This is a genomic window from Amycolatopsis sp. NBC_00355 (assembly GCF_036104975.1).
Classification (GTDB): domain Bacteria; phylum Actinomycetota; class Actinomycetes; order Mycobacteriales; family Pseudonocardiaceae; genus Amycolatopsis.
The window spans coordinates 9,850,618-9,874,021 of sequence record NZ_CP107982.1; the positions used below are offsets into that span (position 1 = coordinate 9,850,618).

Below are 23,404 nucleotides of genomic sequence, written 5' to 3' on the forward strand. Positions count from 1 at the left end.
GCATGCAGAAAATCGGGAAGATCGTGGTCGTCGCCGCGGCGGCGCTGTCGCTGGCCGCGTGCGGCCAGGACACCAAGACCCAGACGGCCGCCCCGGCGGGGCCGACCGTCCCGTCGTCGTCGGCCGCGCAGGCGCCCCAGAGCAAGGGCCGCGAGTGCACCGCGGACGACATCAAGACGACGGGCAAGTTCGGCGAAGCGCCGACGATCACCATCCCGGACGACTGCGACCCGCCGAAGAAGCTGATCACGAAGGACCTGTCCGAGGGCACCGGCAACGGCGCGAAGGCCGGGCAGGCGCTGAAGATGAACTACACGCTGGTCACGTGGTCGAACAAGCAGAAGCTGGACAGCTCGTTCGACCGCGGCGAGCCGTTCGACCTGAACCTGGGCGCCGGCGACGTCATCCCGGGCTGGGACCAGGGCCTGGTCGGCATCAAGCAGGGCGCCCGCCGCCTGCTGATCATCCCGCCGGACCTCGGCTACGGCCAGGGCGGCCGGGGCATTCAGCCGAACGAGACCCTGGTCTTCGTCACGGACGCGGTCTCGGTCCCGGCCTCCTAGGCTCGGTTCCGGCCGTCCGGGCTGAGTCCACAGCGCCCCGGTGTGGAGTTGGGTGCGTCTGACGCACTCAACGCCACATCGGGCCGCTTGGGGTCACGGGATGAGCAGCAGTTTGCCTGTCGTCCGGCGGCCCTGAAGGTCTTCGTGGGCGCGGCGTGCGTCGGCCAGCGGGTACGTGCCGCCGATGCGGATGTCCAGGTCGCCCGCCAGGACCGCGTCGAACAGCTCCTTCGCGCGCCAGTCCAGCTCCTCGCGCGTGCGGGCGTAGTGGACCGAGGTCGGGCGGGTCAGGTAGAGCGAGCCGCCCGCGTTGAGGCGCTGGGGGTCGAACGCCGGCACCGGGCCGCTCGCCGCGCCGAACAGCGCCAGCAGGCCGCGGATCTTCAGGCTCGCCAGGCTCGCGTCGAAGGTGTCCTTGCCGACACCGTCGTACACGACGTCGACGCCTTCGCCGTCGGTCAGCTCGCGGACCCGCGTCGCGAAGTCCTCGCGGTCGTAGCGGATCACCTCGTCGGCGCCCGCGCCGCGCGCCAGCTCCGCCTTCTCGTCGGTCGACACGGTGCCGAAGACCCGGGCGCCGCGCGCCTTCGCCAGCTGCACCAGCAGCAGGCCGACCCCGCCGGCGGCCGCGTGCACCAGCACGTCGTGGCCCGGCTTCACCTCGAACGTCGACGCGACCAGGTAGTGCGCCGTGACGCCCTGCAGCATGGTCGCCGCGGCCGTCTCGAGCGAAACGCCTTCGGGCACCTTCACCGCGATCGACGCCGGGAGGACCTTGCGCGCCGCGTAGCTGCCGAGCGAGCCCTGCCAGGCCACCCGGTCGCCGACCGCGAACCCGGCGACGTCCGGGCCGACCTCGGCGACCGTGCCCGCGCCCTCCAGACCCGGCACGAACGGCAGCTCCATCTTGTAAACGCCCTGGCGCTGGTAGGTGTCGATGTAGTTCACCCCGGCCGCCGCGACGTCCACCAGCAGTTCGCCGGCCTGCGGGGCCGCGACGTCCACTTCGGCCGGTTCGAGCACTTCCGGGCCGCCGGTCTTCGTCACCTGCACTGCGGTGGGCATGCGTCCTCCTCGGGAGTCGGGCTTCTACCGGGCACAACTATGGCCGACGCCACGCTGTTCCGCGTTCCGGTCCCCGGTTGGTTATGGTTCGGGACGTGGCTGATTCGGATTCGGAAGAAACGGTCGCGCCCACGTCGGCCCAGCTGACCGCGGCGCGCAAGTTCGTGAAGGCGCACGGCAAGCCGTCCCGCGCGGTCGTGGAGAACATCGGCCGCGCCGGTGCCCGGGTCGTGCTGGTCGGAGCCGACGGCGCGCTCGGCGACGTCATCGTGCCGGCCGTCGCGACGGGCGAGGCCCTGGTCGAGGCCGTCGAGGACCTCGAAGCCGCTTCCTGGGACGCGGAGACGGTGAAGGCCACCAAGATCGGCGCCGCGCACCGCCGCAAGATGGCCGGCCGGTGAGCCGCACCGCGATCCTCGTCGGCTGCGCGGAACTGCCCGAAGGCGACGGCGACGAGCACGCCGTCCCGGCGGCGCTGACGGAGCTGGGCTTCGACGTCTCCTGGGCGGCCTGGGACGACTCCCGCGTCGACTTCGCCGCGGCCGACGCCGTGATCCTGCGCGCCACCTGGGACTACCCGGAGCGCCGCAGCGAGTTCCTCGACTGGTGCGAGTCGGTGCCCACGCTGTACAACCCGGCGGCCGTGGTGCGCTGGAACACCGACAAGTCGTACCTGGCGGAGCTGCTGGACGCGGGTGTGGCGGTGGTCCCGACCACCCTGGTGGAGCCGGGTTCGTCGGCCAAGTTCCCCAAGTCGGCGTACGTGGTCAAGCCGTCGGTCGGCGCGGGTTCCCGCGGCGCGGCCCGCTTCGACGCGGGCGCCGACGCTTCGTCTCACGTGGCTTCCTTGCACGCTGACGGGCACACGGCGCTGATCCAGCCGTACCAGTCCAGTGTGGACACCGAGGGCGAGCTGGCCCTGTCGTACTTCGGCGGCATCTACTCGCACGCCTTCGCCAAGAGCGCGATGCTCGGGTCCACAATGGACGAATCCGGGCTGTACCTGACGGAGCAACTGAAGAAAGCCGAGCCTCCGGCCGACGCGGTCGCCCTGGCGGAAGACGTCCTGGACGCGGCGTCGGCGCTGCTGGGCATCCTGCGAGCGGAGCTGCTGTACGCCCGGGTGGACCTGGTCCGCGGCGCGGACGGCAAGCCGTTGCTGCTGGAACTGGAACTGACGGAGCCTTCGCTGGGCTTCCGCCAGACGGACCCGGGTGCGGCGATGCGCTTCGCTTCGGCGGTGCGGCAGCAGCTGGCGTAGTCAGCGAAGGGGCGGTCACCGGACGCCTCGGTGCGCCACGGCCAAGGCAACCGCGACGACCGCCCCGATCGTGGTCACCGCGATCGACCCGGTGATCACATAGAGTCCGCCGATTCCGGCGAGGCCGACTTTGATCAATTCCCGTAGCCCCTGGGAACTGCTCCTGCGGGGCGAGCGTGCGCCCGGGATGCCCGCGATGTTCTTGGCCATTGTTCCAGCCTCTCCATGTGGTGTACTAGTACGCCTTGGGTAATGATGACCCTTGGGGTGCGGTACCGGGCATGGTCAGTTGTATCCGGCAGATGTCTTTCGTTGTCGGCCGAGTGTTCTCGCCGTTCCCGTCATCGTCTGCCCTTGTCGAGGATTGTCGATCATTGTCGGACGCCAAGACGAAGGGGAGGAGACTCCGTGATCATCCGGATGGACGACGCAACCGCAGACGGGGCTGCGGCACGAGCGAAGATCGAAGCTGCTTTGCGCTGGCTCGCGATCCGCAAGGACGGCACGCCGCTGCGGTTTCTCCGGTATGCGATCAAAGACCCGACGAGTGAGTCGGCATGCTTGCTCGGCTGTTTGGTGGAACCGACCACGTCCTTGTCTGCAGCCACGCCGGAATCGCGCGCCTTCGCGATGTGGGGACTGATCGTTGACGAGATCGGGAAGCTGGGGTCGGCCGAAGGCTCGCGTCGCCGTAATACGTTGATAGCCGCATTCCGGCTGTCGCCAATTCCAGTTGGTGAGACTGTGTGGAAGGCCACGCTCGATGATCGATTCCGTCAGCTGATCGGGCTTCCGGGAGTGTTCGGTGATCCGCCGCCCACTACGACCACGCCTATGCATAAGGCATGGCGGCGAGCGGTCGGCAAACTGGCGGACTGCGTGCTGCAGAAACTGGACCTGTTGCGGTGCGATGGCCAGGAGTGGCAGAACTACGTCGAAATCGGCCTGGCAGCGACGAAACAGCCGTCTCGTGGTCGCACCGTCTGTGGGCAGAGTGATTTCAGATCGGGATTCAGAGCCCCGTCTTCTGAGGCACAACCGGTGTTCCTCGAGCGCATGGTCGTCACAGTGGTCATGCACCGCGAGATGGTGTTGCGCCGAACGACGGAACGTGACGTCATCGCCTGCGAGGACGGAGTCGACGTGTTCGACGCCTTGGCGTCGGTCGGCCGGACGTCCGAATTCTCCAAGCTGCCGGTGAAGGCGATCTGGGCTTGCAGTCTCGTGGCTCGGCGTGCCGTGCAGCCTGGCGACCCGACCGCGGCGCGGCTGCGGTTCCGGAAGGTGCTGCGCCGAGGAGACCGGTACCACTTCGTTTCCGAGACTTGGGACGATCATCTCGAAGAACGGCGAAGCTGGATCAACGTGGATGTGGATCACCACGGCATCGCGGCGGGAACCCTAGATGAGGGCGGTCGACCGGTCGCCGGGCTGACCATGCAGGTGAACTTCGACCAGCATTGCCTGCCGGAGGCCTGCTGGTGGTATGCGGAAACTGATCTCGAAAGGCTAAGGCGGCCGCCGGCCGGTGATTTGCACCTGCTCGAGATTGGCGATGGCTTCGCGCAGCACACCTTCGAGGAACGCTGTCAACCACGCGAGAACTACGGGATTGCCTTTAGATGGCCGCCCGTGTGAACCGATACGAGCCCAGCTGTGGCTCGCATCGGCAAGTCCTTTAGTTTCCGCCGCCTTCGCCGCCGTCAAGAGCCATCGAGGAGAACTTCCTTTCCGTCACGGTGACGTGGACGGAAAGGTTATACATGGCTTGCCGACTTTCGATCGGGCCCGCGGCGCGTACAACGTCGCGGGCCACGTCGTGCCTAGGCGCGCTTCGCGGCCAGCCGGTCCACCCGCGGCCACCGCACGTCGGTCGCCCAGCCGAGCTTCTCGAATCCCCAGATGACCCGAGCCGACACGTCCACCTGACCCCGCAGCACCCCGTGCCGCGCGCACGTCGGATCCGCGTGGTGGGAGTTGTGCCACGACTCGCCCATCGACAGGAGCGCCAGCGGCCAGAAGTTCGCGGCCTTGTCGCGGCTGGCGAACGGGCGCTCGCCGATCAGGTGGCAGATCGAGTTCACCGACCACGAGACGTGGTGCAGGAAGGCGATGCGGACCAGGCCGGCCCAGAAGAACGCCGTCACCGCGCCCCACCACGACCACGTCAGCAGGCCGCCGAGGGCCGCGGGGAGGGCCAGGCTGAGCGTGATCCACAGCCAGAAGAAGCGGTTGACCACGCGCAGGTCCGCGTCCGCCACCAGGTCCGGGGCGAAGCGGTCGGCGTTGGTCACCTCGCGGCCGAACATCCAGCCCATGTGCGCATGCCAGAACCCGCGCAGCAGCGCCGACGGCGACGTGCCGAACAGCCACGGCGAGTGCGGGTCGCCTTCGCGGTCGGCGAAGGCGTGGTGACGCCGGTGGCTCGCGACCCAGAAGATCACCGAGCCCTGCACCGCCATGCTGCCCGCGACGGCCAGCATGATCCGCAGCGGCCGGTTCGCCTTGAACGCGCCGTGCGTGAAGTAGCGGTGGAAGCCGACGGTCACGCCCAGCGTCGCGAAGACGTAGAACACCGCGGCGAGGATCAGGTCGATCCAGGTCATGCCCCAGCCCCACACCAGCGGGACGGCCACGAGCAGCGCCGCGAACGGCACCAGCAGGAAAGTCTTGAGCACGATCATCTCGCCGGTGCCGCGGCTGTGGGAGATGAGTGGCTTGGGCGCGGAGCGCGTCGTCATGGCGCGAACCGTAGCCTGCCCGAGTTACAGCGGCGTGGCCGACTGTTGCTCAGGCGGTGGCGAGTTCCGGTTCCTTCGGCGCGGCCGTCAGCGAGACGACCGGACCGCGGTCACGGCTGCCCGTCCACAGGGACGCCGTCGCGACGATCACCGTCATCGCGCCGAGCACGTGGAACGACACCATCGCCTCCGGCACGCCCAGCGCGTACTGCAGCGACCCGAGCCCGCCCTGCGCGAGCGCGATCACCCAGACCCACGTGTAACGCTGCCACAGGCTCTTCGGCGCGCCGGTGCGCATCAGCTGCAGCCCGAACACCGCCAGCAGCAGCAGGTAGGCGATGAGCAGTCCGCCGTGGACCTGGGCGAGCGTCTCGACCGAGACGGCCAGGCGGTGGGTGTTGATGTCGCCGCTGTGCGGGCCGGCGCCGGTGACCGTGGTGCCGGCCGCGAGCACGAGCCACATCACGACGGCGAGCACGACCAGGAGCTTGCGGCCCGACGCGGGGACGAGCGACCGCGCGGGCTCGTCACCCTCGCGGAACGCGCGCAGCAGCAGCACGGCCAGCCAGACCAGGGGAGTGGTGGCGAGGAAGTGGATCGCGACGGTCCACCACTCGAGCTTCGCCAGCACGGTCATCCCGCCGACGACGGCCTGCAGCACGACGCCGCCGGGCATCGTCCAGGCGAGCTTCACCAGGCGCTTGCGCGACGGGTGGTCGATCTGGACGCGCCACGCGGTGAGGACGGCGATCGCGGCGACGGCGATGACGACGCCGGTCAGCATCCGGTTGCCGAACTCGATCCACTGGTTGAGCGCGTCGATGCCGGAGTCGTGCTTCGGCACGAGGCTGCCGGCGACGCACTGCGGCCAGGTCGGGCAGCCGAGGCCGGACCCGGTGACGCGCACGATCGAGCCGGTGACGCCGATCAGTGCCTGCGCCAGGACCGCGGCGATCCCGACGGCCCGCTGGATCGCGGCGGAGGGGTACGGCAGGCGGGCGACAAGGCTGGTGAACGGCACGGCATCGATGGTAGAGCGCCCGGAAATCCGGCTTTCGGCAGGTCCCGGCGCCCAGAACCGGGCGGCGACCGCAAGGGACCAAGGTCACGTCCGGCCCGGGACGCGGCCCCCACCCTTCCTGGGGGGACGAGCCCAGGCTCAGTCTATCGCCGGTCACCGACATTTCCGGCTCGTGGAGCCCGGCTGCCCGAAGTTGTCCACATCGCCCAAGTCGTGTGGACAAGTGGGCGTCAGGTGAGCTTCGTGGTCCGCGAAGCCAGCGCGCCCGCGGCCACCGCCCAGACCACCAGGACCACCATCGGCCCGAGCGCGAACGACCCGTCCACCAGAGCCGCGCGCATGCCCTCGGCCAAAGCTCCCGACGGCAGCAGCTCGACGACGACCGCGAGCCCCGGCGGCAGGGCCGAGGGCGCCAGCAGGATGCCGCCCGCCAGCAGCAGCACGAACCAGACGATGTTGGCCAGCGCGAGCACGGCTTCCGCGCGCAGCGCCCCACCCAGCAGCACGCCCAGGGCGCCGAACGCCAGCGTCCCCAGCACCAGCAGCAGGACCGCCGAAGCAAGCCCGGAAACCGAAGGCGACCAGCCGAGGAACGCCGCCACCACGCCGATCACCACGGACTGGAGAAGAACCACCACCAGCGCGGCGATGAGCCGTCCCGCGACCAGCAGCCAGCGCGGCAACGCCGTCGCCGAAAGCCGCTTCAGGACGCCGTAACGCCGGTCGAAGCCCAGCGCGATCGCCTGGCCGGTGAACGCCGACGACATCACCGCCAGCGCCAGGATCCGGGGCGTGATCCAGTCCACTTTGGACGTCGAGCCGAGCTGGGACGCGGGCAGGATGTCCAGCAGCGACAAGCCGATCAGCAGGGCCAGCGGGATGAGCAGGGTCAGCAGCACCTGCTCGCCGTGGCGCAGGGTCAGGCTCGCCTCGACGCGCGCGTGCGTCCGCAGCATCCGCCCGAGCGACCCGCGCCCGGGGGCGGGGGTGAAGGTGCCGGCCTCGAAGTTCACGCCCGCAGCTCCCGTCCGGTCAGCTCCAGGAAGACCTCTTCGAGCGTCCGCCGGCCGACCTGCAGCTCCTCCGGCAGCACGCCCTGCTGGGCGCACCACGCGGTGACCGTCGACACGACCTGCGGGTCGACCGAGCCGACCACGACGTAGGTCCCCGGCGCCGACTCGCGCACGTCGTAGCCCTCCGGCAGCGCGGCGGCCAGCAGCTTGGTGTCGAGCCGGGTGCGGGCCTTGAACCGCAGGCCCGCGGTGCCGCTCTCGTCGATCGTCAGGGTGTGCGGCGCGCCGGAGACGACGACCTTGCCGTGGTCCACGATCACCACGGTGTCGGCCAGCGCTTCGGCCTCTTCCATCAGGTGGGTCGTCAGCAGCACCGAGACGCCGTCGGCGCGCAACGCGCCCAGCAGGTCCCAGACCAGGCGCCGGGCCTGCGGGTCCATGCCCGCGGTCGGCTCGTCGAGGAACAACAGCTCGGGCCGCCCGACCAGGGCGCAGGCCAGCGACAGCCGCTGCTGCTGCCCGCCCGAAAGGCGCTTGAACGGCGTCCGGCGCACCGGAGCCAGGCCGAGGATGTCCAGTAGCCAGGCGGGATCCAGCGGCGACGCGGCGCACGAGGCCACGAGCTTGAGCATCTCGTCGGCGCGCACGCCCGGGTAGGCGCCGCCACCCTGGGGCATGATCCCGAGCCGGGGGCGCAGGGCGGCGGACTCGCGGTGCGGGTCGAGGCCGAGCACGCGCACCGAGCCGGCGTCAGGCCGCAGGAAGCCTTCGCAGATTTCGACGGTGGTGGTCTTGCCGGCCCCGTTCGGGCCGAGCAGGGCGAGCAGGCCGCCGCGCTCCATGTGCAGGTCGAGACCGTCGACCGCGCAGGTGGAGCCGTAGCTTTTCACCAGCCCGGTGATCTCGACGGCGGGGGCACTCACATCGCGTCACGATACGGCGTCGGCCTGCGCGGGCAGCCGCGGGGACGGCCTGGAGAGCAGGACGGGCGCGAGACGCCGCACGACGAGCATCCCCGCGCCGCACACGACGATCGCCGCGACGTAGGCGAAGGGCAGCACGTACGGGCGGCCGTCGAAGGTGCTGCCGGTGGGCGGGAGCAGGAACGGCAGGGCGGCGGACAGCACCGTCGCGGCCACCCGGAACCGGGACGTCCCGGCGGCCGCGGCGAGCGGGATCACCGCCCACAGCACGTACCAGGGCTGCAGGTTGATCTGCAGGATCATCACCGCGCCCAGCGAGACGCCGAGGCCGATGATCGGCCGGTAGCGCCACTTGAAGCTGTCCCAGAGGAACTTGACGGTGATGGCGACGGCGACGAGGTAGCCGAGCGCGCCGAGGATCGGCACCAGCGCGTTGGTGTGGTTGCCCAGCCCGAGCGCGATGCCGAGGACGCCGGAGAGGTTCGCGAGCTCGGCGGTGGGGGAGATCCAGGCGCGGACGAGGCCCGGTGTGTTGAACGTCGCGCCGACCCAGCCGAAACCGAGCCCGGAGCCGAAGCAGACGACGGCCAGCACGACGCCGAACCACGCCGCCATCGGCGCGCCGGCCAGGAACAGGTCTTTCAGCCGGCCGTGCCAGCGGCGCGCGACCATCACGGCGAAGAACGGCAGGGCGAACACCGCGGGCACCTTCACCGCCACGCCGAGCGTGATGATCGCGACCCCGAGCCCGATGTAGAGCAGTTCGCCGCGCGCCAGCGGCGGGGGAGTGTCGCCCTTGACCCGGATCGGCAGCCGCCGGATGCCCACCTCCAGCCCGGCGAGCATCAGGCCGATGGCGAGCGCGTCGTTGTGGGCGCCGGCGACGAAGTGGAAGATCAGCAGCGGGTTCAACGCGCCGAGCCACAGCGCGGTCGCGGGCTGGACGCCGAAGCGGCGGGCCAGCCGCGGCAGCGCCCACACGATGAGGACCACGCCGGCCAGGGCGAGCACGCGCTGCAGGAGCACGCCCATCGCGATGCTCTGGCCGGAGATCGGCGCGAGCCAGCCGCCGAGGCGCAGCACCAGCGGCCCGTACGGCGCCGGCGTCTCGCGCCACATGTTCGACACACCCGCGGTGAACGGGTCGGCGACGCCGAGGGCCTGCGCCGGGCCGAGGGTGTAGGGGTCCATCCCGCGGTGCACGATCTCGCTCTGCGCGAGGTAGCTGTAGACGTCGCGGGAGAACAGCGGCGGGATCACCAGCAGCGGCAGCACCCACAGCGCGATGGTGCGGGCGAGCTGGCCCTGCGACGCGAGCCGCGCGCGGTCGGGGCGGGCGAACTTGCCGAGCATCAGCCAGCTGAGCACCAGGATGCCCATGCCGGAGATGGCGATGGCCAGGGACACGGTGGGGATGCGCGTGAACAGCCGCAGCACCGGGATCTCCTGCACCGGGTTGATCACCGGCGCGGCGCCGGCGCCGAGGGAGCCCAGCGCGAGGAAGAGCGACCCGACCGTGCCGAACCGGCGGACGACGTTCAGCGCGCGCCGCTCGTCGCCCTCCAGGGGGAGCGGCACCCGGGGCTCGACGGGCGACAGGGTCACCGGATGTGCACTCCCGGTGACGATGTCCGCCACTCGCCGGTCCTCCCGTGCAGGATGTTCACCCAGTTCGCCCACAGCCACGGGAGTCAGGGTATCGCCGCCGGTGCGGCGTGAGTCGGGTCACTGCCGAAGACCCCGCCTTTGCCGTCCGCCGGGAAATAAGACACACTTGTGTTGTGAAAAAGACGGCGGCAGCGGACCAGGTGGGTGGCGACACGCCCCGCACCGTGGCGAACGCCGTCCCGTCGCAGGTCAGCGCCGAGGGCAAGACCCGCAGTGAGGTCGCCCGGCTGCTCCTGGAACAGGGGCCCATGACCGCCGTGGTCGTCGCCGAGCAGCTCGGGATCAGCCCGGCGGCCGTCCGCCGGCACCTGGACGCGCTTCTCGCGGACGGCGAAGCCGAGTCGCGGGACGCGCCGCGCCGCGGCCCCCGGGGCCGGGGTCGTCCCGCGAAGCTCTTCCTGCTGACCGAGTCCGGCCGCGCCCGCTTCGGGCACGCCTACGACGACCTGGCCGTCTCGGCCATCCGCTTCCTCGCCGAGCACGCGGGCGAAGACGCCGTACGCGCCTTCGCCGAGCGTCGCGTCGCTTCGCTGGTCGAGCCCCACCGCTCCGCGATCACCGGATCGAGTGATCCGGCGGCGCGCGCGGAGGCCTTGGCGACCGCGCTGACCAGGGAGGGCTACGCTGCGTCGACCCGTCAGGTCGGCACACTGAGTTCTTCGCAAGAAGGGCCTGGGCTCCGACAGAACGTCGGCACGCAGCTTTGCCAGCACCATTGTCCGGTCGCCCACGTCGCCGCGGAGTTCCCGCAGCTGTGCGAGGCCGAGACGGAAGCGTTCGCGAAGCTGCTGGGCACCCACGTCCAGCGGCTGGCGACCATCGCACGCGGTGATTCCGTGTGCACCACCCACGTACCCGCTTCGGCGGGTCAGCCGGCCCATCCCGAGCCGGTCAGCACGGTGCCCTCTGGGCGCACAGCACGGATCCCGAATGGAGGGAAACCCGCATGACTGCCGCTGCCGAGCAGCGCACTCCCACCACCGCGCCCTTGAGCCAGGAAGAGACCATCGAGTCCCTGGGCAAGTACGCGTTCGGCTGGGCCGACTCCGACGTAGCGGGCGCCAGCGCCCGTCGCGGGCTGAACGAGGATGTCGTCACCGACATCTCCGGGAAGAAGTCCGAACCGGAGTGGATGCGCGAAGCACGACTCAAGGCGCTCAAGCTCTTCGAGAAGAAGCCGATGCCCAACTGGGGCGCGGACCTCTCCGGGATCGACTTCGAGAACATCAAGTACTTCGTGCGCTCCAGCGAGAAGCAGGCCACGAGCTGGGAAGAGCTGCCCGAGGACATCAAGAACACGTACGACAGGCTGGGCATCCCCGAGGCGGAGAAGCAGCGCCTCGTCGCCGGTGTCGCGGCCCAGTACGAGTCCGAGGTCGTCTACCACTCGATCCGCGAGGACCTCGAGAAGCAGGGTGTCCTGTTCCTGGACACGGACACCGCGCTCAAGACGCACCCGGAGCTGTTCGAGGAGTACTTCGGCTCGGTCATCCCGGCCGGCGACAACAAGTTCTCCGCGCTGAACACGGCGGTGTGGTCCGGCGGTTCGTTCATCTACGTGCCCAAGGGCGTCAAGGTGGACATCCCGCTGCAGGCCTACTTCCGGATCAACACCGAGAACATGGGCCAGTTCGAGCGCACCCTGATCATCGTCGACGAAGACGCCTACGTGCACTACGTCGAGGGCTGCACGGCGCCGATCTACCAGTCCGACTCGCTGCACTCGGCGGTCGTGGAGATCATCGTCAAGAAGGGCGCCCGCTGCCGCTACACGACCATCCAGAACTGGTCGAACAACGTCTACAACCTGGTCACCAAGCGCGCCAAGTGCGAAGAGGGCGCGACCATGGAATGGATCGACGGCAACATCGGTTCCAAGGTGACCATGAAGTACCCGTCGGTCTTCCTCATGGGCGAGCACGCCAAGGGTGAGGTCCTCTCGGTCGCGTTCGCGGGCGAAGGCCAGCACCAGGACGCGGGCGCCAAGATGGAGCACCTCGCGCCGTACACCTCCTCGACGATCGTGTCGAAGTCGGTGGCGCGCGGCGGCGGCCGCACCTCGTACCGCGGCCTGGTCCGCGTCGCGAAGCGGGCGCACCACTCGCGCTCCAGCGTGGTCTGTGACGCCCTGCTGGTCGACACGATCTCGCGCTCGGACACCTACCCGTACGTGGACATCCGCAACGACGAGGTGTCCATGGGCCACGAGGCCACGGTGTCCAAGGTCAGCGAAGAGCAGCTGTTCTACCTGATGTCGCGCGGCCTCGACGAGGCCGAGGCGATGGCGATGATCGTGCGCGGGTTCGTCGAGCCCATCGCGCGTGAGCTGCCGATGGAGTACGCGCTCGAGCTGAACCGCCTGATCGAGCTCCAGATGGAAGGGTCCGTCGGCTAGTCATGTCGGTTACCGAGAACAACGTTTCCGAAGCTCTTCGCGAGGGGGCCGTCATTCCGGCGGCCTCCCGCGCGGAGCGCTTCACCTCCTACGACGTCGAGGCCTTCGAGGTCCCGGGCGGCCGTGAGGAGAACTGGCGCTTCACGCCGATGAAGCGGCTGCGCGGCCTGCACGACGGCAGCGCGCCCGCCACCGGCGAGATCACCCTCGACCTCGACGCCGCCCCCGAGCTGACCATCGAGACCGTCGGCCGCGACGACGCGCGCCTCGGCCAGGCCGGCGTGCCGAGCGACCGCATCGCCGCGCAGGCCTACTCCTCGTTCACCAAGGCCACCGTCGTGACGGTGCCCAAGGAGACCAAGGCGTCCAAGCCGTCGGTGCTGCGCATCCACGGCCCGGGCGAGGGCAAGGTCGCCTACGGGCACCTGCAGGTCCGCGCCGAGGCGTTCGCCGAGGCCGTCGTCGTGCTCGACCACGTCGGCTCCGGCACCTACGCCGACAACGTCGAGTTCGTCATCGGCGACGGCGCCAAGGTCACCGTGGTCAGCGTCCAGGACTGGGCCGACGACGCGGTGCACGTCTCCGAGCAGCACCTGAAGCTGGGCCGCGACGCCGCGCTGCGGCACACCGTGATCACCCTCGGCGGTGACCTGGTCCGCGTCTCGCCGACGGCGACCTTCGCCGACAAGGGCGGCGACGTCGACATGCTCGGCGTCTACTTCGCCGACGGCGGCCAGCACCAGGAGCACCGCCTCTTCGTCGACCACGCGGTGCCCAACTGCAAGTCGCGGGTGGGCTACAAGGGCGCGCTGCAGGGCGAGGGCGCGCACACGGTCTGGATCGGCGACGTGCTGATCCGCGCCGCGGCCGAGGCCACCGACACCTACGAGTTCAACCGCAACCTGGTGCTCACACCGGGTGCGCGCGCGGACTCCGTGCCGAACCTGGAGATCGAGACCGGCGAGATCGAAGGCGCCGGCCACGCGAGCGCGACGGGAAGGTTCGACGACGAGCAGTTGTTCTACCTGCAGTCGCGCGGGATCGCCGAAGAAGCCGCCCGCCGGCTGGTCGTGCGCGGGTTCTTCCACGAGATCCTGGTGAAGATCGACGTCCCCGAGGTGCGCGAGCGCCTCGAAGCCGCGATCGAGGCCGAGCTCGAAGCCGTTGGCGCCTGACGCCGTCCACCGCAGACTTTTAGGAAACGAAGAATGGCTACCCTGGAAATCAAGGACCTGCACGCCTCGGTCAACACCGACGAAGGCGCCAAGGAGATCCTCAAGGGTGTGAACCTGACGATCAAGTCAGGCGAGACCCACGCGATCATGGGCCCCAACGGCTCCGGCAAGTCCACCCTGTCCTACGCGATCGCCGGTCACCCGAAGTACCAGGTGACCTCCGGCGAGGTACTGCTGGACGGCGAGAACGTCCTCGAGATGAGCGTCGACGAGCGCGCCCGCGCCGGCCTGTTCCTGGCCATGCAGTACCCGGTCGAGGTGCCCGGCGTCTCGATGTCCAACTTCCTCCGCACCGCGGCCACCGCGGTCCGCGGCGAGGCTCCCAAGCTTCGCCTGTGGGTCAAGGAGGTCAAGGAGGAGATGGGCAAGCTCGAGATCTCGCAGGAGTTCGCCGAGCGCTCGGTCAACGAGGGCTTCTCCGGCGGCGAGAAGAAGCGCCACGAGATCCTGCAGCTGGCGCTGCTCAAGCCGAAGTTCGCCATCCTCGACGAGACCGACTCCGGTCTCGACGTCGACGCCCTGCGCGTCGTCTCCGAGGGCGTCAACGCCTACAAGGCTTCGAGCGAGGTCGGCGTCATGCTGATCACGCACTACACCCGGATCCTGCGGCACATCACGCCGGACTTCGTGCACGTCTTCGCCGGCGGCCAGATCGTCGAGTCGGGCGGCAAGGAGCTGGCCGACGAGCTGGAGGAGCACGGCTACGTCAAGTACGCCGGCAAGCCCGAGCCGGCCGCGCTCTGACGTTCCCCACCCCAGGACTACACCGAGAAAGAAAGAGAGGAGCCGGCCCGATGACCACCACCTCGGCTAGCTCTGTTCCCTTGGACGTCGCCGCGTTGCGGGCCGACTTCCCGATCCTGTCGCGTACTGTCCGCGACGGGAAACCCTTGGTGTACCTGGACTCCGGGGCGACGTCGCAACGCCCGACGCCGGTCTTCGACGCGGAACGCGACTACATCTTCACGTCGAACTCCGCCGTCCACCGCGGTGCGCACCAGCTGTCCGAAGAGGCCACCGACGCTTACGAGTCCGCCCGCGCGAAGGTCGCGGAGTTCGTCGGCGCCGACCCCGAGGAGCTGGTGTTCACCAAGAACGCGACCGAGGGCATCAACCTCGTCGCGTACTCGATGAGCAACGCCGCCACGGCCGGCCCCGAAGCTTCGCGCTTCGTGGTCGGCCCGGGCGACGAGATCGTCATCACCGAGATGGAGCACCACGCGAACCTCGTGCCCTGGCAGCAGTTGTGCCAGCGCACCGGGGCCACGCTGAAGTGGTTCAAGGTGACTGCGGCCGGCCGGCTCGACCTGTCCGATGTGGACGAACTGATCACGCCTCGCACGAAGGTGGTCGCGTTCGCGCACCAGTCGAACGTGCTCGGCACGGTCAACCCGGTCTCGCTGCTCGTCGAGAAGGCCAAGGCCGTCGGCGCGCTCACGGTGCTCGACGCTTGCCAGTCGGTGCCGCACTTCGGGGTGGACTTCCACGCGCTGGGTGTCGACTTCGCGGTGTTCTCCGGGCACAAGATGCTCGGCCCGTCCGGCATCGGCGTGCTCTACGGGCGCACCGAGCTGCTCTCGGCGATGCCGCCGTTCCTCACCGGCGGGTCGATGATCGAGATGGTCCGCATGGAGGGCTCCACCTTCGCGCCGCCGCCGCAGCGGTTCGAGGCGGGTGTGCCGATGACGTCGCAGGCCATCGGCCTCGGCGCGGCCGTCGACTACCTCTCGGCCATCGGCATGGACCGGATCGCGGCGCACGAGCACGAGCTCGCCGCGGCCGCCCTCGACGGCATCGGCGCCATCCCCGGCGTCCGGATCGTCGGGCCCACCGACCTGAAGGACCGCGGCGCCACCGTGTCGTTCGTGATCGACGGCGTGCACCCGCACGACGCCGGCCAGGTGCTCGACAGCCTCGGCATCGCCGTGCGCGTCGGCCACCACTGCGCGTGGCCGCTGCACCGGGCGTGCGGCGCGCAGGCGACCGTGCGGGCGTCGTTCTACCTGTACAACACGCTGTCCGAAGTGGACGCCCTGGTAGCGGGTGTTCGCGAGGCCCAGAAGTTCTTCGGGGTTGCCCAGTGAACCTGGAAAGCATGTACCAGGAGATCATCCTGGACCACTACAAGCGCCCGCACGGCCGCGGCCTGCGGGACCCGTTCGACGCCGAGTCGTTCCAGGTCAACCCGACCTGCGGCGACGAGGTGACGCTGCGGGTCAAGCTCGACGACGGGAAGGTCGCCGACGTCTCCTACGACGGCCAGGGCTGCTCGATCAGCCAGGCCTCGACGTCGGTCATGACGGACCTGGTCGTGGGGCACACCCTCGAGGAAGCGTTCACCACCATGGACGCCTTCGTCGAACTGATGCAGGGCAAGGGAAAGGTCGAACCGGACGAGGAAGTGCTGGAGGACGGCATCGCCTTCGCGGGCGTCGCCAAGTACCCGGCCAGGGTCAAGTGCGCCCTCCTCGGCTGGATGGCCTTCAAGGACGCCGTCGCCCGGACCACCAGTGGAGCTGAGAAAGCATGACCGAAGAGACCGCCACCCGTGAGGGACGCACCGCCGCCGACCTCGACGCCGAGACCACCGCGACGCAGGACATCGAGCTCGCGAAGCTCGAGGACGTCGAGGAGGCCATGCGCGACGTCGTCGACCCGGAGCTCGGCATCAACGTCGTCGACCTCGGTCTCGTCTACGACATCCGCGTCGAGCCGGACAACACCGCGACGATCGACATGACGCTCACGTCGGCGGCCTGCCCGCTGACCGACGTCATCGAGGACCAGACGTCGGCCGCGCTGACGTCCGGCGGCCTCGTCAAGGACTTCCGGATCAACTGGGTCTGGATGCCGCCGTGGGGCCCGGAGAAGATCACCGAGGACGGCCGCGAGCAGTTGCGCGCCCTCGGCTTCACCGTCTGACCCGTTTTGTCCGTGAAGGCCACCTTGAGGGACCTAGAGTCCCTCAAGGTGGCCTTCACGGCTTTCGGCTGTGTATAACGACCTATACCGCGCGTGCCAGGTCAGCGCGTAGAGGACAAGAGCGGCGAGGAACCCGCTGCCGGCGCCGGTGACCAGCAGGTACGTCGCATTACCGACGACGCCCGCGCGGGTCATCGGGTCGTGGTGGGCCAGGAACGGCAGCACTTCCGCGAGCACGCCGGTGAGCGTTCCGGCGGCCAGGAAGGCGGTGACCGCTGTGCGGCGCCGGATGGCCGGCGGGGCGGGTTCGGCAGGGGCGCCGCGGTACCAGCGGACCAGCCACCACAGGAGGATCGCGGCCCCGGCGATCGTGCTGACCAGCTGGATCAGCCGGCCGACGTCGACCCCGGTGACCAGTGGGGTCCGCAGGAAGGCGAATCCGTCGTTCTCGTGGGTGAAGGCGTCCCAGCCGACGTGCGTCGCGGCACCGAGAACCAGCGAGAGGGCGATCCGGCCCGGCCGCTTCCAGCTGAAGGGGTGGCGGGGGAGCCGTTCGGCCAGGGACTTCGGGGCCAAGGCCAGCAGCGGTCGTCTCAGGACGACCTGGAAGAGCGCGAGGATCACCAGCGCGAGGAGCGGGTCGAGCCAGAGGATCGAGGTCAGCTCGTGGGTCTTGGTGAGGCCGACGCCGGGAAGCCGCGGTACGAACCAGAAGACGTCCGGCGCGACGGAACCGGCGACGAGCGCGGACGGCACCAGCGGGCCGCGCACCAGCGGCAGCACGGCGGCCGGGTGACTCAGCGTGAACGGCACGGGAGTTAGTATCCCGGTGTGGTCTTCCGGTCGATCCTGCTGTTCCTCGCGGCGGCCGTCTTCGAAATCGGCGGCGCCTGGCTGATCTGGCAGGGCGTCCGCGAGCAACGAGGCCTGATCTGGATCGGCGGCGGCATCGTCGCGCTGGGCGTGTACGGCTTCGTGGCGACGCTCCAGCCGGACGCCCAGTTCGGCCGCATCCTCGCCGCGTACGGCGGGGTGTTCGTGGCGGGCTCACTGGCCTGGGGCATGGTGGCGGACGGCTATCGCCCGGACCGCTACGACGTCATCGGCGCACTGCTGTGCCTCGCGGGGGTCGCGGTGATCATGTACGCGCCGCGGGCGGGGTAACACTGTCCACTGTGTCCCGATAGATCTTGGTGACCGAACCCGCGTTCCCCGCTGCGCCGCCCGCCCCGCCGAAGCGTCGCCGCGTTTCTCCCGTCCTGCTGGTGATGATCGCCGTGGCCGTGCTCGGCGTGGGCGCCGGCGCGTACGGCGTGGGCCGGATGGTGTCCGACTACCGCCAGTTCACGATTCCGAGCGGCGGGGCGATGAGCCCGGCGCTGAACCCGGGCGATCGCATCGTCGCCCGCGCGCTGGACGGTGAAGAGGTCCACCGCGGCGACGTGGTCGTCTTCGACAGCGGTGCGTTCGCCCAGGCCGACCAGCCCGGTGTCACCGTCTTCCGGGTGGCCGGGATCGCCGGGGACACCGTCGCCTGCTGCGTCGACGGACACTTGACGGTCAACGGGAAGCCGGTCACGGAGTCGTACCTCAGCAAGGGCGAGTACGCCTCGGACGGCACCGCGACCTTCGCCTTCACGACCCGGGTGCCCGAAGGCACGGTCTTCGTCGCCGGGGACAACCGCGGCAACGCCTTCGACTCGCGCTTCCGCGGTGTCGTCCGGGTGTCCGGGATCGGCGGGTTCGTGGTCGCCACCGGCACGGTGGGCACCCCGGCATCGCTGACTCCGACGACCGCGTTCACGGACGCCGGCCTGCCGGGGGCGCCGTTCGGCGACTCCACCTTGGCCGGGTTGCGGTGGTGGATCGCCGGAGGCATCGCGGCGTTCCTCGCCGGACTCATCGGCGTGATCGTGAGCGCTGCCCGGAGCGCCGGAAGACGACGAAAAGCAGCCGTAGCCCCACCAACGCACTGATCACCAGCAGGTTGTAACCGAAGGCCTGGTTCAGCGTCAGCTCCGGCAGGAGCCGCGGGCCGGTCGAGCCGGTCAGCAGGAACACCGCCATCAACCCCGTTGCCGCGCCGACGAAGGCCAGCAGGACCTCGTGGACCAGGCCGGTGACGACGTCGCGGTCGCGCTCGTCGGAGAACAGGCGGACGTTCACCGACAGCCGGCCCTCTTCCAGCGCGGCGCCGATCCGGTCGACGCGGCGGGGGATGCGGCGCAGGACCGGGAGCAGCGCCGTCAGCTCGGTGACCGCGGTGCGGCCCAGCGAGCCCGGGCGGAGGCCGGCGCCGACCTGCTCGACGGCGAACGCGCGGGACTCGGCCACGACGTCGAAGCCGGGCGACAGCGCCGACAGCGTGCCCTCGACCGTGGCCAGCGCCCGGAACACCGCGGCCACCGGCGGCGGGACGCTCAGCCGGAAGTCCGCGACCACCCGGAACAGGGCGGTGAACAGGTCGAGGTCCGGCGTGCGGCCGGGCCCGAAGTGCCGGGCGACCAGGGCGCCGAGGGCGCGTTCGAGGCGCTGCTCGTCGATGTCGCCGGTGCGGTCGACGATCTCGAGGAGCGCGTCACGCAGGGCCGCCGGGTCGCCGCGATCCAGGGCCAGCACGAGGTTCTGCAGGCCGCCGCGCAGCCCGGCGTCGAGGCGGCCGACCGAGCCGAAGTCGAGCAGGCCGAGGCGGCCGTCGGCGAGCAGCATGAGGTTGCCCGGGTGCGGGTCGGCGTGGAAGACCCCGCCGATCATCACCTGGTCGAGCAGGCAGCGCAGGAGGGATCGCGCGAGCCGTTCGCGGTCACCCGCCGGCGCCGTTTCCAGGGGCTTGCCGCTCAGCCGGGACATGACGAGCACGCGCTCCGTGGACAGTGCTTTGTGGACGGTCGGCAGGGCGACGTCCGGGCCGGAAGTGGCGGCCACCGCGGCGATGTTGCGGGCCTCGATGGTGAAGTCCAGCTCTTCGGCCAGGGCCGCGGCGAACCCGTCGGCGAGTTCGGCGACCCCCAGCGAGCGCGCCCAGTCCGCCCGCTCCTCCAGGGCGGCCGCGACGCGGCGGACGATGTCGACGTCGCGTTCGGCCTGCTCCCGCACGCCGGGCCGCTGGACCTTCACGACGACGTCCTCGCCGCTGCGCAACCGTGCTTTGTAGACCTGCGCGACCGACGCCGCCGCAAGCGGTTCCGGGTCGAACTCGGCGAAGACGTCGTCGGGCGAGCCGCCGAGTTCGGCCTCCAGCACCGCCCAAACGGCGTCGGCGCGGGCGGGCGCGACCTGGTCCTGGAGCTTGCCGAGCTCCTCGACGAAGACCGGGGGCAGCAGATCCGAACGGGTCGACAGGAGCTGGCCGAGCTTCACGAACGTCACGCCGCCTTCCTCGAGCGCGCGGCGCAGGGAGCGGGCGAGCTTGGCCTGCCGTCCCGGCGCGAGGCCGGGTTCACGGCGGCCCGCGAGGTAGCGGCCGAGGCCGTGCTTGATCGCGATCCGGCTGATCTGCGAATACCGGCGGGCGCGCGAAACCCTGGTGTACGCGGCGCGGAGGCGACCCAGCCCGAGGCCGCCGGGGAACGCCATCTCGGCGAGGAAGAGGAAGACGAGTGTTGCGAGGAAAGCGCTGCCCGCCAACGGGATCAACAGCCCGAGGAACGCGGCGCCGTGGCTCGGCAACGACTTCGGGAACGCCTGGGCGACGCCGCCGGCGACGAGCCAGCCGAACCCCGCGCCGCACAGTGCGCGGACCGCGCCGATGCGCACGCCGAGCACCCGGCGCGACGCGGCGACGAGCGGCCACAGCACCAGGACGTACACGGGGAGGGTCAGCAGGCCCAGCAAGATGGTCATCGGTTCCCTTTCGCCGTGGCCGAGCAGACCACGGCGGCCCGGCCGGCGGGCTCACGCGGCGGCGGGAACCGGCTCCCTCCCGCGAGGGAGCTACTTTCGGCCGTGGTCCGGAGTTGCGGTGGACTTCTAACCTGACCGCGCGAACTACGGTGAAGTGTTCTCTAATCGGACAAAGGGAGACACGATGAACGGACGTCTGCTCGGCCGGGTCCTGGTGCTGGCCGCCGCGGTCGCGGTGCCCCTGGGCGCCGGGCTCACCACCGCCACCGCCGCGCCCGCCGCGGTCACGACGGTGTACTACACCTCGTCCGGCGCGCCCGACTACCTCGCCCAGATCGACCAGGGCGCGGCCAACTGGAACGCCGTGGTCACCGACGTCAAGCTGGTCAAGCGCAGCAGCGGCGCGACGGTCGTGTTCCACGAGATCCACAGCGGCGGCTCGTACACCAACACGAACGGCCACGGCCGCGGCGACATCTACCTCGACACCAGCCAGGTCGCCGAGGGCTTCGACCCGACGCGCATCGCGGCGCACGAGCTGGGCCACAACCTCGGCCTGCCGGACCACTACACCGGCCCGTGCACCGAGCTGATGTCCGGCCACGGCCCCGGCACGGCGTGCAAGAACGCGAAGCCGTCGGCGGCGGAGGCGGCGAAGGTCCAGTCCCTCTGGACGAACGGCTTCGCGGCGGCTCGCTCGGCGGAGACCCGCCAGGTCGCTTACTAGCCGGGATCCCGCAATTCCGTGAAGGCCACCATGAGGGACTCAGAGTCCCTCATGGTGGCCTTCACGGAATTGCCTCCATCTCGAGAGGGAAGCATCCGAGCCCGCGAACTGCGAAGATCGGCTCGTGCGTGTACTCCGGCCGCTGGTGAGCAGGGCTACCTACCGCCGCTGGGTGTACCTCGTCCTCGGCGGGGCCATCAGCGTGCCCTACCTGCTGTTCGCCTCCGTCGCCGTGCCGTCGCTGCTGCCCTTCGCCGCGACGCTGGAACGGGCCAGTCTGATCGGCGGGCTGGTCACGTTGCTCGTCGTGGCCGGGACGGCGTTCCTGCCCGCCGTGCACGTCCTCGAGTCCACCGCCGTCCGCGAACTGCTCGACAACCCGGCGCCCGGCGCGCCCGCGAAACCGCGCACTCGGCAGGGGCGCGTCCGGGCTGCCGTGATGTTCGCGCTGCACGTGCTCGTCGGGTGCGGGGTCAGCCTGGTCAGCCTCGCCGCGCCCGTCGCCTTCGGGCTGTCCGTCAGCGCCGTGTTCACCGGCAAGCTGATCCAAGGCGAAGCTGAGGTCACCGTCCCGAAGGGGTGGGCCTCTGTGTGGATCCCGGTCGCTTTCGCGATCGCCGTGGTGGTGCTGATCTACGCCGTGTGGGTGATCGGCGGGGTCCTGCGGCGGGTCGCGGCACGGCTGCTCGGGATGACCGCCGCCGATCGGATCGCGCAGCTGGAACGGCGGACCGGGCAGCTCGCCGAGCGCAACCGGCTGGCGCGGGAGCTGCACGACTCGGTGGGGCACGCGCTGAGCGTCGTCTCGATCCAGGCCGGCGCCGCCCGGCGGACGCTGCGCGCCGATCCGGAGTTCACCGAACGCGCGCTGACCGCCATCGAGGACTCCGCCCGCACCGCGCTCGACGACCTCGACCACGTGCTCGGCCTGCTGCGTGAGGAAGCCGCGGGCCGCACGCCCCAACCCTCGCTGGCCGACCTGCCGGACCTTCTCGAGGCGACGCGGCTGGCCGGTACCGAGGTCACCGCGGACGTCCGTGGCGACCTGGCCGCCGTGCCGCCGGTGGTGTCGCGCGAGGTCTACCGGATCCTGCAGGAATGCCTGACCAACGCCGTGCGGCACGCCGGTAAGGTCCCGGTCACGATGGACGTCGACGTCGCGGCGAACGGCCTCGTCGCCCGGGTCGGCAACCCGCTCGGCAGCGGGACGCCGCGGGCGGGCCGCCGGGGGCTGCGCGGGATGGCCGAACGGGCGGCGGTGCTCGGCGGTGAACTGACGGCCGGGCGGGCCGGCGAGCGGTGGGAGGTCGTGGTGCGGGTGCCGTGGGGGAGCGGGCGATGAACGTCGGGGTGCTGCTGGTCGACGACGAACCGCTGATCCGTGCCGGCCTGAAGGCCATCATCGACACTGAGGACGGCCTCGCCGTGCTGGGCGAGGCCGCCGACGGCGCCGAGGTGCCCGGGCTGGTGGCCCGGCTGCGCCCCGACGTCGTCCTGATGGACGTGCGGATGCCCGCGGTGGACGGGATCCGCGCCACCGCGCACCTGATGTCCACTGTGGATGATCCGCCGAAGGTGATCGTGGTGACCACCTTCGAGAACGACGACTACGTCTACGACGCCCTCGTCGCCGGCGCCAGCGGGTTCCTGCTCAAGCGGGCCCGCCCGGAGGAGATCGTCGCGGCGATCCGGACCGTGGTGGCGGGCGAGTCGCTGCTGTTCCCGGCGGCGATCCGCCGGCTGGCCGCCCAGCACTCGCCGTCGCCGGCGGGCGACGGGCTGGCGAGTGCCGGGCTGACCGAACGGGAGCGCGAAGTGCTGCGCCTGATGGCCGCCGGACTGTCCAATGTGGAGATCGCGACCGAGCTGTACCTGGGTGTCCAGACGGTGAAGACCCACGTGGGCAACGTGCTGGCCAAACTGGGGGCGCGGGACCGGACCCAGGCGGTGGTCCGGGCGTACGACTCCGGGTTCGTCACGCCCGCCGGCTAGCCCGTGCCGCCGGAAGTGATGCCCGGACGGGCAGC

The 23,404-nt window shown here is 70.4% G+C and carries 25 protein-coding genes; 16 read left to right on the plus strand and 9 right to left on the minus strand.

The annotated features are described in order from the left end of the window. The first annotated feature begins 2 nt into the window (after nucleotides 1-2). Nucleotides 3-563 (plus strand): FKBP-type peptidyl-prolyl cis-trans isomerase, encoded by a 561-nt coding sequence (locus OHS18_RS45845; RefSeq protein WP_328615015.1) that lies wholly within the window; start codon nucleotides 3-5, stop codon nucleotides 561-563. Between the two features lie 93 nt (nucleotides 564-656). Here the strand turns inward: OHS18_RS45845 and OHS18_RS45850 are convergent, their stop codons facing one another. Next, nucleotides 657-1,628, minus strand: coding sequence for a quinone oxidoreductase family protein (locus OHS18_RS45850; protein WP_328615016.1), 972 nt, complete (start codon nucleotides 1,626-1,628; stop codon nucleotides 657-659). Between the two features lie 95 nt (nucleotides 1,629-1,723). Between OHS18_RS45850 and OHS18_RS45855 the strand changes: the two genes are divergently transcribed. Further along, on the plus strand, nucleotides 1,724-2,029 hold the full coding sequence (locus OHS18_RS45855) for a hypothetical protein (protein ID WP_442875318.1): 306 nt from the start codon (nucleotides 1,724-1,726) through the stop codon (nucleotides 2,027-2,029). Next, entirely contained in the window at nucleotides 2,026-2,889 is an 864-nt protein-coding gene (locus OHS18_RS45860; RefSeq protein WP_328615018.1) for an ATP-grasp domain-containing protein, read from the plus strand. The genes OHS18_RS45855 and OHS18_RS45860 overlap by 4 nt, the downstream gene beginning before the upstream one ends. Nucleotides 2,890-2,904: 15 nt before the next feature. Here the strand turns inward: OHS18_RS45860 and OHS18_RS45865 are convergent, their stop codons facing one another. Continuing rightward, nucleotides 2,905-3,099, minus strand: a complete 195-nt coding sequence (locus OHS18_RS45865) for a hypothetical protein (protein ID WP_328615019.1) — start codon at nucleotides 3,097-3,099, stop codon at nucleotides 2,905-2,907. A 198-nt stretch (nucleotides 3,100-3,297) separates the two neighbouring features. Between OHS18_RS45865 and OHS18_RS45870 the strand changes: the two genes are divergently transcribed. Then, nucleotides 3,298-4,527: a hypothetical protein gene (locus OHS18_RS45870; RefSeq protein WP_328615020.1), complete on the plus strand. Its 1,230-nt coding sequence runs from the start codon at nucleotides 3,298-3,300 to the stop codon at nucleotides 4,525-4,527. 185 nt (nucleotides 4,528-4,712) lie between these two features. Here the strand turns inward: OHS18_RS45870 and OHS18_RS45875 are convergent, their stop codons facing one another. The 5 genes from OHS18_RS45875 to mptB form a co-directional block, all read right to left on the minus strand. Next, nucleotides 4,713-5,630 (minus strand): acyl-CoA desaturase, encoded by a 918-nt coding sequence (locus tag OHS18_RS45875; RefSeq protein ID WP_328615021.1) that lies wholly within the window; start codon nucleotides 5,628-5,630, stop codon nucleotides 4,713-4,715. 49 nt (nucleotides 5,631-5,679) lie between these two features. Then, on the minus strand, nucleotides 5,680-6,651 hold the full coding sequence (locus OHS18_RS45880) for a COX15/CtaA family protein (RefSeq protein ID WP_328458353.1): 972 nt from the start codon (nucleotides 6,649-6,651) through the stop codon (nucleotides 5,680-5,682). Between the two features lie 230 nt (nucleotides 6,652-6,881). Next, nucleotides 6,882-7,607 (minus strand): ABC transporter permease, encoded by a 726-nt coding sequence (locus OHS18_RS45885; RefSeq protein ID WP_328618693.1) that lies wholly within the window; start codon nucleotides 7,605-7,607, stop codon nucleotides 6,882-6,884. A gap of 53 nt (nucleotides 7,608-7,660) precedes the next feature. Beyond that, nucleotides 7,661-8,587 carry an ABC transporter ATP-binding protein gene (locus OHS18_RS45890; protein WP_328458351.1) on the minus strand — a complete coding sequence of 309 codons (927 nt, stop codon included), beginning with the start codon at nucleotides 8,585-8,587 and terminating at the stop codon, nucleotides 7,661-7,663. 6 nt (nucleotides 8,588-8,593) lie between these two features. Next, the gene (gene mptB, locus OHS18_RS45895) at nucleotides 8,594-10,225 is read right to left on the minus strand and encodes a polyprenol phosphomannose-dependent alpha 1,6 mannosyltransferase MptB (protein WP_328458349.1); all 1,632 of its coding nucleotides are present in this window, start codon (nucleotides 10,223-10,225) and stop codon (nucleotides 8,594-8,596) included. 143 nt (nucleotides 10,226-10,368) lie between these two features. On the opposite strand from mptB, the gene OHS18_RS45900 reads away from it, so the two are divergent. The 7 genes from OHS18_RS45900 to OHS18_RS45930 are packed head-to-tail and all read left to right on the plus strand — an operon-like array spanning nucleotide 10,369 to nucleotide 16,807. Then, entirely contained in the window at nucleotides 10,369-11,205 is an 837-nt protein-coding gene (locus OHS18_RS45900; protein WP_442875319.1) for a helix-turn-helix transcriptional regulator, read from the plus strand. After that, nucleotides 11,202-12,650 carry a Fe-S cluster assembly protein SufB gene (gene sufB / locus OHS18_RS45905; RefSeq protein WP_247049211.1) on the plus strand — a complete coding sequence of 483 codons (1,449 nt, stop codon included), beginning with the start codon at nucleotides 11,202-11,204 and terminating at the stop codon, nucleotides 12,648-12,650. Before OHS18_RS45900 ends, sufB begins: the two co-directional genes overlap by 4 nt. 2 nt (nucleotides 12,651-12,652) lie before the next feature. Continuing rightward, a complete protein-coding gene (sufD, locus tag OHS18_RS45910) occupies nucleotides 12,653-13,825 on the plus strand; it encodes a Fe-S cluster assembly protein SufD (RefSeq protein WP_326954674.1) in 1,173 nt (390 codons plus the stop codon). Nucleotides 13,826-13,858: 33 nt separating this feature from the next. Next, nucleotides 13,859-14,629, plus strand: coding sequence for a Fe-S cluster assembly ATPase SufC (gene sufC, locus OHS18_RS45915; RefSeq protein WP_247049213.1), 771 nt, complete (start codon nucleotides 13,859-13,861; stop codon nucleotides 14,627-14,629). A gap of 50 nt (nucleotides 14,630-14,679) precedes the next feature. After that, nucleotides 14,680-15,969: a cysteine desulfurase gene (locus OHS18_RS45920; RefSeq protein WP_328615022.1), complete on the plus strand. Its 1,290-nt coding sequence runs from the start codon at nucleotides 14,680-14,682 to the stop codon at nucleotides 15,967-15,969. Next, nucleotides 15,966-16,415: a Fe-S cluster assembly sulfur transfer protein SufU gene (gene sufU / locus OHS18_RS45925; RefSeq protein WP_328458340.1), complete on the plus strand. Its 450-nt coding sequence runs from the start codon at nucleotides 15,966-15,968 to the stop codon at nucleotides 16,413-16,415. The genes OHS18_RS45920 and sufU overlap by 4 nt, the downstream gene beginning before the upstream one ends. Beyond that, nucleotides 16,412-16,807: a metal-sulfur cluster assembly factor gene (locus OHS18_RS45930; RefSeq protein WP_328458338.1), complete on the plus strand. Its 396-nt coding sequence runs from the start codon at nucleotides 16,412-16,414 to the stop codon at nucleotides 16,805-16,807. The genes sufU and OHS18_RS45930 overlap by 4 nt, the downstream gene beginning before the upstream one ends. Nucleotides 16,808-16,840: 33 nt before the next feature. On the opposite strand, the gene OHS18_RS45935 is transcribed toward OHS18_RS45930, so the two are convergent. Then, nucleotides 16,841-17,620, minus strand: a complete 780-nt coding sequence (locus OHS18_RS45935; protein WP_328615023.1) for a DUF4184 family protein — start codon at nucleotides 17,618-17,620, stop codon at nucleotides 16,841-16,843. A gap of 18 nt (nucleotides 17,621-17,638) precedes the next feature. On the opposite strand from OHS18_RS45935, the gene OHS18_RS45940 reads away from it, so the two are divergent. Beyond that, nucleotides 17,639-17,971, plus strand: a complete 333-nt coding sequence (locus OHS18_RS45940) for a YnfA family protein (protein WP_328458334.1) — start codon at nucleotides 17,639-17,641, stop codon at nucleotides 17,969-17,971. 29 nt (nucleotides 17,972-18,000) lie between these two features. Further along, complete coding sequence (gene lepB, locus OHS18_RS45945) at nucleotides 18,001-18,783, plus strand: signal peptidase I (protein ID WP_328615024.1); 783 nt, start codon at nucleotides 18,001-18,003, stop codon at nucleotides 18,781-18,783. On the opposite strand, the gene OHS18_RS45950 is transcribed toward lepB, so the two are convergent. Continuing rightward, nucleotides 18,707-20,650, minus strand: coding sequence for an ABC1 kinase family protein (locus tag OHS18_RS45950; protein WP_328615025.1), 1,944 nt, complete (start codon nucleotides 20,648-20,650; stop codon nucleotides 18,707-18,709). The two genes, lepB and OHS18_RS45950, sit on opposite strands and share 77 nt — an antisense overlap. A 184-nt stretch (nucleotides 20,651-20,834) precedes the next feature. On the opposite strand from OHS18_RS45950, the gene OHS18_RS45955 reads away from it, so the two are divergent. The 3 genes from OHS18_RS45955 to OHS18_RS45965 all read left to right on the plus strand — a co-directional run bounded on the left by OHS18_RS45955 (nucleotide 20,835) and on the right by OHS18_RS45965 (nucleotide 23,369). Beyond that, nucleotides 20,835-21,377 carry a snapalysin family zinc-dependent metalloprotease gene (locus OHS18_RS45955; RefSeq protein WP_328615026.1) on the plus strand — a complete coding sequence of 181 codons (543 nt, stop codon included), beginning with the start codon at nucleotides 20,835-20,837 and terminating at the stop codon, nucleotides 21,375-21,377. Between the two features lie 124 nt (nucleotides 21,378-21,501). Then, complete coding sequence (locus OHS18_RS45960) at nucleotides 21,502-22,719, plus strand: sensor histidine kinase (RefSeq protein ID WP_328615027.1); 1,218 nt, start codon at nucleotides 21,502-21,504, stop codon at nucleotides 22,717-22,719. Continuing rightward, entirely contained in the window at nucleotides 22,716-23,369 is a 654-nt protein-coding gene (locus OHS18_RS45965) for a response regulator transcription factor (protein WP_328615028.1), read from the plus strand. The genes OHS18_RS45960 and OHS18_RS45965 overlap by 4 nt, the downstream gene beginning before the upstream one ends. The last annotated feature ends 35 nt before the right edge of the window (nucleotides 23,370-23,404 follow it).

Coding starts and splice junctions, on each gene's coding strand:
- OHS18_RS45845 (WP_328615015.1), top strand. CDS start 3: ATGCAGAAAATCGGGAAGATCGTGGTCGTCGCCGCGGCGGCGCTGTCG.
- OHS18_RS45850 (WP_328615016.1), bottom strand. CDS start 1,628: ATGCCCACCGCAGTGCAGGTGACGAAGACCGGCGGCCCGGAAGTGCTC.
- OHS18_RS45865 (WP_328615019.1), bottom strand. CDS start 3,099: ATGGCCAAGAACATCGCGGGCATCCCGGGCGCACGCTCGCCCCGCAGG.
- OHS18_RS45875 (WP_328615021.1), bottom strand. CDS start 5,630: ATGACGACGCGCTCCGCGCCCAAGCCACTCATCTCCCACAGCCGCGGC.
- OHS18_RS45885 (WP_328618693.1), bottom strand. CDS start 7,607: ATGCTGCGGACGCACGCGCGCGTCGAGGCGAGCCTGACCCTGCGCCAC.
- sufB (WP_247049211.1), top strand. CDS start 11,202: ATGACTGCCGCTGCCGAGCAGCGCACTCCCACCACCGCGCCCTTGAGC.
- sufD (WP_326954674.1), top strand. CDS start 12,653: ATGTCGGTTACCGAGAACAACGTTTCCGAAGCTCTTCGCGAGGGGGCC.
- sufC (WP_247049213.1), top strand. CDS start 13,859: ATGGCTACCCTGGAAATCAAGGACCTGCACGCCTCGGTCAACACCGAC.
- OHS18_RS45920 (WP_328615022.1), top strand. CDS start 14,680: ATGACCACCACCTCGGCTAGCTCTGTTCCCTTGGACGTCGCCGCGTTG.
- OHS18_RS45930 (WP_328458338.1), top strand. CDS start 16,412: ATGACCGAAGAGACCGCCACCCGTGAGGGACGCACCGCCGCCGACCTC.
- OHS18_RS45950 (WP_328615025.1), bottom strand. CDS start 20,650: ATGACCATCTTGCTGGGCCTGCTGACCCTCCCCGTGTACGTCCTGGTG.
- OHS18_RS45955 (WP_328615026.1), top strand. CDS start 20,835: ATGAACGGACGTCTGCTCGGCCGGGTCCTGGTGCTGGCCGCCGCGGTC.
- OHS18_RS45965 (WP_328615028.1), top strand. CDS start 22,716: ATGAACGTCGGGGTGCTGCTGGTCGACGACGAACCGCTGATCCGTGCC.